7 protein-coding genes are annotated in these 10,804 nt (G+C 45.0%); 3 read left to right on the top strand and 4 right to left on the bottom strand.

From position 1 onward, the window contains the following. Positions 1 to 364: 364 nt before the first annotated feature. A complete protein-coding gene (locus tag B050_RS0118280; protein ID WP_018475410.1) occupies positions 365 to 1,738 on the bottom strand; it encodes a Gfo/Idh/MocA family protein in 1,374 nt (457 codons plus the stop codon). Positions 1,739 to 2,105: 367 nt separating this feature from the next. Between B050_RS0118280 and B050_RS0118275 the strand changes: the two genes are divergently transcribed. Continuing rightward, positions 2,106 to 3,347 carry a hypothetical protein gene (locus B050_RS0118275; protein WP_018475409.1) on the top strand — a complete coding sequence of 414 codons (1,242 nt, stop codon included), beginning with the start codon at positions 2,106 to 2,108 and terminating at the stop codon, positions 3,345 to 3,347. Positions 3,348 to 3,443: 96 nt separating this feature from the next. Here B050_RS0118275 and B050_RS0118270 read toward each other — a convergent pair whose 3' ends face one another. The 3 genes from B050_RS0118270 to B050_RS0118255 form a co-directional block, all read right to left on the bottom strand. Further along, the gene (locus B050_RS0118270; protein WP_018475408.1) at positions 3,444 to 4,154 is read right to left on the bottom strand and encodes a gluconate 2-dehydrogenase subunit 3 family protein; all 711 of its coding nucleotides are present in this window, start codon (positions 4,152 to 4,154) and stop codon (positions 3,444 to 3,446) included. An 11-nt stretch (positions 4,155 to 4,165) separates the two neighbouring features. Continuing rightward, complete coding sequence (locus B050_RS0118265; protein ID WP_018475407.1) at positions 4,166 to 5,908, bottom strand: GMC family oxidoreductase; 1,743 nt, start codon at positions 5,906 to 5,908, stop codon at positions 4,166 to 4,168. Positions 5,909 to 6,563: 655 nt separating this feature from the next. Further along, entirely contained in the window at positions 6,564 to 7,256 is a 693-nt protein-coding gene (locus B050_RS0118255; protein ID WP_026236007.1) for an arylesterase, read from the bottom strand. Positions 7,257 to 7,510: 254 nt separating this feature from the next. On the opposite strand from B050_RS0118255, the gene B050_RS0118245 reads away from it, so the two are divergent. Then, on the top strand, positions 7,511 to 8,188 hold the full coding sequence (locus B050_RS0118245) for an ABC transporter ATP-binding protein (protein WP_018475403.1): 678 nt from the start codon (positions 7,511 to 7,513) through the stop codon (positions 8,186 to 8,188). Then, positions 8,181 to 10,706 carry an ABC transporter permease gene (locus B050_RS0118240; RefSeq protein ID WP_018475402.1) on the top strand — a complete coding sequence of 842 codons (2,526 nt, stop codon included), beginning with the start codon at positions 8,181 to 8,183 and terminating at the stop codon, positions 10,704 to 10,706. The genes B050_RS0118245 and B050_RS0118240 overlap by 8 nt, the downstream gene beginning before the upstream one ends. Positions 10,707 to 10,804: the final 98 nt, after the last annotated feature.

Raw genomic sequence — 10,804 nt, 5'->3', positions numbered from 1 at the left:
TAGGAGATTAAATATTTTTGTACCATCCGCTAAAAATTATGAAGTGCAAATAAAAAAATAATAATTGTGCTATTTTTGATTAGAAAATTAACTTTATGTAGTCCTTGTCATGAGGATTTAAAAAAAGGGTAACCTACGTTTTGATGTTTTGATATGGACGGATGTTTTTTTCGGATAAATGGTATTTGATTCCATTCGAAAGGTGTGAAGCTGTTAATAGAAAGATAACTTCGAAATACTTGCAAGGCTTTGCAAAAGTTATTTTCATTTTTTATATCCACTGGCTCTCGTCAAAAAAATGGAAATGAGAGCTTGAGAAAAATATTCCGGGTTAAGAGGAATTCTCTCAACCCGGAAATGATAGTTAGACTTTAGGTCTTTTTGCTTGCAATTTGATATCGATCAGGTCCGCCACTTTTATAGGTTTTTGGCTCTCGATGCTTTTCCTAGCGGCGATGCCAATCAAAATGGACATGGCTCCATCTCGTGTTCCCGCTGACTGGCGATATGGGTCAGCCATATCGGGGCTTTTGAATAGCTTATCCTTCAGACGGGTGTCCCCGCCGCCATGTCCGCCACCGCCATGCGGAATGGTGATGATCTCAGATTCACCAAAGTTTTTGGTCAGCCTGATTTCGTCTGCCGGCTTGGTATCCCAAGGTTGGCTTTCCTGTATCCACGCTTCCAGTCTGCCTTTGGTGCCATTGAAAGCGATCCGGTATCCCTCATATGGCGAATAGGTGGTGAGAGAATAGCTGACTTGTACATTATTCATATACCTGATCTGCACGGCCATCTTATCATAGATGTCGATGTCCTCACGATAAACGCAGCCATCTCTTAAGTAACCATCATATTGCTCATTATCGGTATAGAGGTCGGTAAGTCGCTCGCTTTTGGTGATGTCCCAGTAGAAATCACATTGCTCCTTATGCGGGCAGGGACGGCAGTTGGTATGACGAAATGGACCGTTTTTGCCGTAAAATTCTAGTTTCCCATAGGCGAATACCTCCTCAGGATCGGAGTCCAACCACCAGTTGAGTAAGTCAAAATGATGCGTGGATTTATGGACCAGCAGGGTGCCTCCCTTATCCCGGTAGCCATGCCATCTGCGGAAATAAGAGGCGCCATGGTCAGTGTCTAGGTACCAGTGAAAGTCCACAGAGGTTACCGTGCCGATCTCGCCACCATGGAGCATCTCATATATTTTTTGTCGATGCGGGCTGTAGCGATAGTTGAAGGTGACGATGACCTTCTTTCCCGTCTTCCGCTCTGCATTCAGGATGTTTTGGCACTTTATCTCATCGGTGGTCATGGGCTTTTCGGTGATCACATTGGATCCTGCCTCTAGCCCCTTTATGATAAACTCATCATGGGTGCTGTCCATCGTGGTGACGATCAGCACATCAGGCTTGGTCTCTGCCATCATCTTATCAAAATCCACAAAGGTGGGGCAGTCCGCACCTATATACTCCTTGCCATAGGCCAATCTTCCGGGGTTGATGTCGGATAGTCCTACAAACTCTACCTGGTCAGCATATTCCTCCAATACACTTTTTCCAAACATACTGGTGCCGCGAATTCCTGTGCCCACTAAGGCGATGCGTAATTTTTGCCCCTTATTGCTATGCAAAGCCAGGGCTTCTGCTATTGGGTGAATGAAAAATGAACCTGCAGCCATGACCCCTGCACGGCTGATAAATTTCCTCCTTTGAGGATCTTCTACTTGATTTGACATGTTATTTTGAGCTTTAGGTTATTGCTGGTTTAATATAAGGATATGATGGTAGAAAACTGTACTGATCTTTAGGGTAATCCACCAATGGCCTTATATTATTGGTAATGGAAGCTTTTCTCTTTCTTTTATAGAATAAATAGACTTGATATTCAATTTGTAATGATTAAATTGTCATAAATAATATTTGAATAGATCAATTTTGTCAAGGTATTTTTTATCCTTGGACTTTTATTCCTCTAATAATGATTGTGGGGATCGCTATGAACTGGCGATGCTTATGGCCTTTCGTCGCAGGGGCTTTACTTTATTGTTTGAGGCATTCATCTGAGGGTTTGGGAAATGAATTTTATACCAAATAAAAATTGCCATGTTTAGAATCTTTTTGATAGCCAGTATGCTGTGTTTTATGGCTGGCCCGCTGTTGGGACAGGAGCGTTTTTTAAGTGTTCAGTCTGCGGACAGTCTGGCGGGTAAGCCGCGATTTAGCAGTAGCCTTGGGGTGAATATGAAGCTTAATGGATATTTGGACTTGTTTGGGGGACTTCAGGATAGTGAAACCTTTAATGTGGGCAGCATCAATGTCTTTGGTCATGATGACTCCAAGAGTCTGAAGGTGGACATGTACCAGACTCAGATCAAATGGGCCACAGACCTGATGCTGCCTGATGGACGGATGATCCAAGCGCTGGTGGAGACGGATTTTTGGGCGGGAGAAGGGGCGCTGCGGTTGCGGAGGGCTTTTGTAGAAACTACCCACTGGCAGGTGGGGCAGAATTGGAATAATTTCGGAGATGAGGTATTATGGCCCAATATAATGGAATGGGAAGGCCCTCCCTCCGGCGTGTGGCAGCGTACCCCTCATGTCAAATACAAGAATACCTTCAGAAATCCAGCCTTGGTTTATGAGCTTAGCTTGGAGGCTCCCATCAATGAGCTGGATCACTTTGAGGAGGTGCAGCCCTTTCTGGAAGAAGCCAATCAGTACATCCCTGACTTCACCGCCGCCTTTAAGGCCAGGCAAAGCTGGGGGCATATTCGTCTGGCTTCTGTATGGCGGTCTATAAGGTATAGGTTGGATAGTGAGGATGGGAGTTTTTTGGGTTATGGCTTTAGTCTTTCTGGCATTCACAGAAATGATATTAGTAAAAATAATTTCCAATTCCAGCTAGTAGGAGGCCAGGGAATTACCGCCTATATGACCAGCATTACGGGACAGGGATATGATGGTTTTCCTTCTGAGGATGGCACGGTAAAAGCCACTCCGGTTTTTGGCGGGTGGACGAGCTATGAATATTTCTTCACCCCTAAGTTTCATGCTAATATGGTCCTTGGCTATACCCGTTTCTTTACCAAAAATTCCGACCGTTATTTCCTATTTCCTGAGGAGGATATCAGTGAGCTGTACTTAGAGGGAGATGTTTACCATATGCATTATTATGGGATATTCAATATTATGTATGAGCCTTATGAGCGAATGACCATTGGCTTAGAGATGGATTATGGGGCGAAGAGACTTTCGGCAGATGGCTTGGTGAATGGCAACTTTATTGACCAATCAAAAACCCGTGATGCCATGCGGATCAGCTTTGGCTTTATGTTTTATTATTGATATGCTTTAGCTAGGCTGGTTTAGAAGGTTTTTATTGAGGCAAAAAAAAAACCTTCTACGGAGGTAGAAGGCTTTTTAAACATCCAAAACAAACAATTAACCAATTAAATTTCCTTCTTCATCCCATTGTGCCAGGGTATGTCTGGTATCTGGGTCCATATAGATAGGAAGATATTTTTCTTCTAATTTAAATCCATGTTCCGCCATCACTTCATCAGGGATTCCCTTCCAGACGTTTGGTGTATTTCCTTTATAGTCTAGGTCTTTGAATCCTTCGGGAGAGGTGAAGAAACCTGTGGAAGTAAGATTCCTTAGGGTGTTGAAGAATTTCACGCCCCTTGCCATTTCTGGCTTTGCTTGATCAGGATAAGCGATATCATCGATTATTTTAATTCTTTCATCTTCGGAGGCTTCCATATAGGCCTTGCCATAGCGATCCTGCGCTTCGGTGTCCAGCCACATCAGGCCACCACGCATAGGGGTTTTATAGTAAGGCATATCTTTCACGATAAACTCAATGAAGTCAGGCACGCCAGCTTCGGAGGCACTTCCTGAGGTTTCATCCTTAGGGATAATGACGTCCACCAGATAATTGAGCTTTTTCATTTCGTCCTCTGTGAAAAAAACGTCCTCCTGGAGGGCAGCATTTTCTGCCAATTCCTCAGGAGTACGGCCCCATTTGGTCCCCTCTCCGATGGTGGGAGCATGCAGGGTTTCTTTTGGCGCCTCCGGACCGCAGCCGGTCATAAATATCCCTGAGGCCAATGATCCTGTAAATAACAGTTTTAGATTTTCTCTTCTATTCATGGTTCAGTAGGTTAGATATTTTTCTTTTTCATTTCTCCGACGATGAAGTCAGAGGTTCTCCAGGCTAGGGCCAGGATGGTCCATGTTGGGTTTTTGTCAGCTTGAGACACAAATGGTCCACCATCCACCACGAAAAGGTTTTTGCATTCGTGAGCCTGACAGTTGGAGTTCAACACACTAGTATTAGGATTATCTCCCATTCGGGTGGTACCCACTTCGTGAATGATTCTGCCAGGAGCATGAAGACCATATTTGGAATCTGGTCCTGCTTTCTCACCCATTAGTACAGCCCCCGAATTGGTAAGTACCTCCTCGAAGGTGTCTTGCATATGCTTGGCTTGATTGATTTCCTGATCTGTCCAGTTATAGTTGAATTTGAGTACAGGAATACCGTATTTATCGACGGTGTTATTGTCTATTTCGCAGTAGTTTTCATATCTGGGGATACTTTCACCACGGCCAGACATACCCACCATCGTACCAAAATACGATCTGATGTCCTTCTTAAGACCGGCACCATAGCCACCATTTTGGCTAGGCTTACCAAATTCATCGGTGATATACTTACGGATGGTGTCCATTCCGAAGCCAAATCCATAGCTAGGCATGCTCATGCCGCCCCAGTATTCTATATGATAGCCTCTGGCAAAGTTCAACTTGCTATTGTCTAGCCACCAAGGTGTATAGACGTGCATTCCACCTACGCCATCTTCATTGTACTTCTTCCTACCCAGGAGGTCAGGGATAAAGCCCATTCTGTCGGATCCAGTGGAGTCATGCAGGTATCTGCCGACCATTCCGCTACCATTTCCCAGTCCATCAGGGTGATTGGAGGATTTGGAGTTGAGCATGATTCTCGCTGATTCACAGGCAGAAGCCCCAAGGACTACCACTCTGGATTTCAGCTTATATTCTTTCATATCCACTTTGGAGATATAAGAAACGCCAGTGGCCAATCCCTTCTCGTCAGTGGTTACTTTTCTTACCATTGCATGCGTGTACAGGTCCACCTTGCCTTTTTTCATGGCTGGCTTTACCAGACAGGTGCCGGAAGAAAAATCCGCATAGGCCTGGCAGGCTCTGTTACACTGGTTACAGAAGAAGCAAGCGCCTCTATCATTATTGATCGGCTTAGTGAGTATCGATAATCTTGATGGAATTACCGGTACATTCATTTTGTCCGCGCCTTTCTTGATGAATAATTCGTGGAGACGTGGCTTTGGCGGGGGAAGGAAATAACCGTCTGGTTCATTGAGAATCCCTTCCTTGGAGCCAAATACCCCAATTAGTTGATCGACTTTATCGTAATATGGCTTGATATCCTCGTATCCGATAGGCCAGTTGTCTCCTAAGCCATCGATGCTTTTTCGTTTAAAATCATTCGGGCCAAATCGTAGGGAGATCCTTCCCCAGTGGTTGGTTCTTCCTCCTACCATCCTTGAGCGGAACCAGTCAAACTCCGTACCTTCGGTGCGTGTATAGGGCTCCCCGTCTATGTCCCAGCCACCTATGGCTGCGTCAAAGTCTCCGAATGGACGATTACGGGTGGAAGCGCCTCTTCTTGGAGACTCCCATGGCGGACGCAGCTGCGTGCGGTCTTCCTCTTTGGCAGGGTCAAAATCCCCTCCAGCTTCTACCACTGCCACCGAAAATCCGGCCTCTGACAAAATCTTAGAGGCCATGCCCCCTCCGGCTCCAGAGCCAACGATGATTACATCATACGCCTCTCCCGGCGATTTTATTTGAAAACTCATAATTGATTATTTTGAAATTGTCTCCTAAGTTATTCTAAAATTTTCAATAAGAAAAGCCTGATTTATTATGTTTTAATTTAGGCATTTTTTGCCATAGTCGGAAGCTTTCTTTAGTACTACGAAGCTTTTGAGGTTTTTCTTAGGGGGAAAGATACTAAATATTATTGAAGCTAAAAGGGTTTAGTCATTTTGAATATGACTTCGATTTCATATGTATTTTACACTATTTTCAAGAATGAAAACCCTTATTTGCCGTAATTGAAAATTAACCAAGTGCATTTTATGAAAAATGTAAATCACCCCGCGCCTTGATACTTTTTTGTTCCCTCTGTATTAAGATTATATAATATGAAATCATCCGAAACTTTAAAAACGTTTTACTTTCACCAATTGTCCTTATCAATGCAAATTTTGAAAGCACTGTCCCTTCTAAAGTTTTTTGATTTTTGATGAAATGGGACTTAGTCCTGGATTGATAAGAGAAATGACCTTTATAGAAGCTTTTACTTTTACCTTCTAACAAAGAGGTCTAAGATTCTTTTTTTGGCTAAAAAACGCTAAGAGTGATCCTTGCCTGAGGCAAAGGTCACTCTTAGCGTTTTGCACTGAGGCAAATACTACTTTAGTATTATTTATTGGGGAGGTAAAATCCGGCTTAGGATTTCTCCCTAACGATGGGTTCGAGATATTTCCACACCGTTTTGGCAATGATCTTATGTCCTTCAGGGGTAGGGTGTATGCCATCCGCCTGATTGAGTTTTGGATCTCCGCCCACACCGTCCAGAAGGAAGGGGATGAGCACCAGATCATTGTTTTTGGCAAGAGCGGGAAACATATCCCTAAATTCTTCACTGTAGGTTTTGCCCATATTCGGCGGGATTTGCATTCCTGCCAATACGATTTCGGTGGCAGGGTATTTGGTCTTTACCTTATCAATAATCTGTTGGAGATTCTTTTTGGTTTCGCTGAGGTCTATGCCTCTTAGGCCATCATTACCGCCCAGCTCAAGGACGAAGATGGCAGGTTCATCTTCCATAAACCAATCGATACGAGTAAGGCCGCCAGCGGAAGTTTCTCCGCTCAGGCCTCCATTGATCACCTGAAAGTCCAGATTTAAGGTGTCTATTGCGTCTTGCACCAGGGCGGGGAAGGCTTCCTCTTTTTCTACCCCATATCCTGCCGTCATACTATCGCCGAAAATCAGGATGGTTTTCTTCTCACTATTTTGCTCAGGAACGATCTCACTGCCCTCCTGAGTCTCATTATCGGTGGTGGCGGTACAGGATAATGACAGCATACTTATGAGAAATAGCGCCAAAGGAAAAAGATAAAAGTTAAGTTTGTTCATAGTATGAAACTAATTGCGATGAATTTACGATTTATATACTTATGGTTATTTCGCAGGTCATTGATTGAGGGTGCTTAATATTACCTTAATAACAAGAACCATGCGAGGCTTCCAGCAGGATAACGCCATATGGAAATCAATTGTTTTTGATTTCATGGCAAATTCTTGCGAAGAGGCTCAAAACTATAAGACTAGAGGTGCTGAGGTATAGAGGAGGGAGAAATGGAAACTATATACAATATTAAAGAAAATTTATGACAGTACTCAAGGTGGATAAGGTGAGTAAAACCTATCAAAGTGGCAGCCGTCAACTCACGGTTTTAGATGATATTAATTTTTCGGTAGCTGCAGGCCAAAGCTTGGCGATTGTAGGTCCTTCAGGAAGTGGGAAAACCACCCTTCTTGGGCTCTGTGCGGGGCTGGATCATGTGAGCGCTGGCTCCGTGCAGCTCGCTGGCCATAAGCTCGAATCACTCAATGAAGACCAGCGTGCTGAGGTTCGCTCGCAGGAAATAGGCTTTATATTTCAGAATTTCCAACTCTTACCCACTTTGACCGCTTTGGAAAATGTCATGGTCCCGATGGAGCTCAAAGGCCAAAAGGACGCGATGAAAGTCGCCAGGGAACTCCTCGCTAAAGTAGGCCTTGAAGATCGATTGACCCACTATCCGAGCCAGTTGTCGGGTGGCGAGCAGCAGCGGGTGTCCATTGCTCGCGCTTTTGCCAATAAGCCAAAGATTCTCTTTGCAGATGAGCCCACGGGGAATCTGGATACGGACACCGGCGAGATGATCGAGCGGTTGATTTTTGACCTTAATAGACAAGAAAATACCACCCTAATCATGGTCACTCACGACCTGGAGCTGGCCGCAAAGACGGACAGGATTGTACATATGAGAGGTGGAAAATTAGTCAGTGATAGTAATGAATAAAGCAGGATGGATATTTAAAATGGCCTTTCGGGACTTCAAACAGAATAAGGCGAAACTTTTCTTGTTTGTATCCTCCATCGTCATCGGTATCGCTGCTCTGGTAGCGATTAGTTCTTTCGGAGATAATCTAGTGAAGGACATCGACTCTCAAGCCAAGGAGCTGCTGGGAGCAGATTTGGTTCTGGAAAATAATAAGCCTATTGGGGATCAGGATTTGGATTCTATAGCGATTGACCGCGCTTCGGAAGTGAATTTTGCCAGTATGGTAGCTTTTCCCAAATCCGGCGAAAGTCGCTTAGTGCAAGTCAGAGCGCTGGAGGGAGCATTCCCATTTTACGGAAAACTCGTCACCGCCCCGGAAAGTGCCGATGAACTTTTCCGTAAAGGCGGTAAAGTGGCGCTTGTGGAAGAACTTCTGATGAACCAATACAGCATACAAGTGGGCGATGAGGTGAAAGTCGGTGACCTGATATTTGAAGTAGTAGGAGCCTTACAGGAAGCCCCTGGCCAAACGGGCATTACCGCCACCGTGGCGCCAGTAGTATATATCCCTAAATCCTTTGCCGAGGAAACTGGCCTGATTCAGTACGGCAGCCGACTGGAATATATGGAGTATTATAAGTTTGCTCCTGAGGTCAATGTGGAAACCTTAATAGAACCTTATAAGGAACTTTGGGAAACGGAGCATATCGATGAAGATACGGTGGAGGAGCGAAAGGACCGTACCGGAAGATCATTCGCCAATATGTCTGATTTTCTGAGTTTAGTGGCTTTTGTGGCCTTGCTGTTGGGCTGTGTGGGCGTGGCTAGCGCAGTGAACGTTTTTGTGAAGGAAAAACTTCCTTCTGTGGCCGTATTACGATGCCTTGGCGTTTCCTCACGAGATACTTTCCTGATATACCTCACACAGATCGTAGCGATGGGCATGCTCGGATCTCTTGCTGGCGCAATTTTAGGCACCCTTGTCCAATACGTATTGCCTCAGGTGTTTGGAGAGTTTCTTCCAGTGGAAGTTACTGTGGGCATCTCTTGGTCTGCCGTTGGTTTTGGCGTGCTGACTGGAGTTTTGGTATCTGTATTATTTGCCCTGCTGCCATTGATGAAGATCCGTAAGGTGCCTCCAATGATGACCTTGCGCCCTTCCTCAGACAGCCTCAGCCTAGCTCAGGACCCCATGCGATGGGCTGTATTGGGTCTGATCGCAGTATTTGTGCTGATCTTCAGCTGGGTGCTTTTGGGTGGATGGAAGGAAGCCGCAGGTTTCTCGGCGTTTGTGGCAGGCGCTTTTGGTATGCTCTGGTTTGTGGGGACGGGGATCATGTGGTCCATTCGACGATTTTTGCCGCTTACCCTGCGCTACCCCATTCGGCAGGCCCTCGCCAATCTCTACCGGCCAAATAACCAAACCATTTCATTGATAGCGACTATCGGCCTTGGCACCGCCATGATATCCACCCTATTCTTTGTCCAAAATCAATTGCTCGATCAAGTGCGATTTGCGGATAAAGAAGATCAGCCCAATATGCTGTTTTTCGATATACAGACTTCTCAAGTTACTGAAGTAAGGAAAGCAGTGGAAAACGAGGGCCTGCCCATTATGCAAGAGGTGCCCATCGTCACCATGAGGCTGGAGGAGATCAATGGCGTGGACAAATCCGAAAATGATGACCTCTCCGATGAGGTGCGTAAATCCAGGGGATTATACAATAGAGAATTTAGAGTCACGTATCGTGATAGCTTAATTTCCTCCGAATCGCTGGTGGAGGGTCAGTTGCATACCTATCAGAATGATGGCGACAGTATTTTGGTGTCAGTAGATCAAGGGTATGCTGACCGTACAGGAATTGAGATGGGGGATAAGATCCTCTTTAATGTGCAGGGAAGACCTCTCACCACTTATGTGGGGAGTTTTAGAGAGGTGAATTTCCAGAAGGTAAGTACCAATTTCCTGGTGTTATTTCCTGAAAATGTCCTTGAAAAAGCCCCTAAGTTTCATGTCATCATTACCAAAACCGAAACTGACCAGCAGGCCGCCGACGTCCAGAATAGGATCGTAAAAGATTTCCCCAATATCTCTGTGATCAACTTAGGGATGATAGTGGATACCCTTGAGGATATCCTGGGCAAAATCAGCTTTGTAATCCAGTTTATGGCTTTGTTTAGCATCTTGACAGGTGTATTGGTGCTGGTGAGCTCGCTGATCATAAGTAAATACCAGCGAATGCGCGAGAGCATTTTGCTGAGAACACTCGGAGCAGGCTCGGGAACGGTCAGTCTGATCAATACCCTCGAATATTTCTTCCTGGGTAGCCTGGCCTCCCTGAGCGGAATTTTACTTTCCTTTATTGCCACGGCAATGCTGAGTGTCTTTGTATTTGATTTTCCACTCAAATGGGCCTTTGGGCATGCCGCAATCATTTATCTTGCGATCACCGGATTGACTGTCCTTTTAGGTTGGCTGAATGGAAGAGGGGTATTGAATAAGCCTCCCATGAGGATATTGAGAAGTACTTCCTGATCGATCAGTAGCAGTTATTAATGCGATTCCTCGTCCTAAGAATGGATTAAGGGGACTAAAGTTTCAGTTTGAGGTGGAGATAAAAAAAAATCTTCCTC

Source organism: Echinicola pacifica DSM 19836 (assembly GCF_000373245.1).
Lineage (GTDB): Bacteria > Bacteroidota > Bacteroidia > Cytophagales > Cyclobacteriaceae > Echinicola > Echinicola pacifica.
Note: the sequence above shows the minus strand (reverse complement) of the source record. Positions and strands in the feature narration are given on the sequence as shown.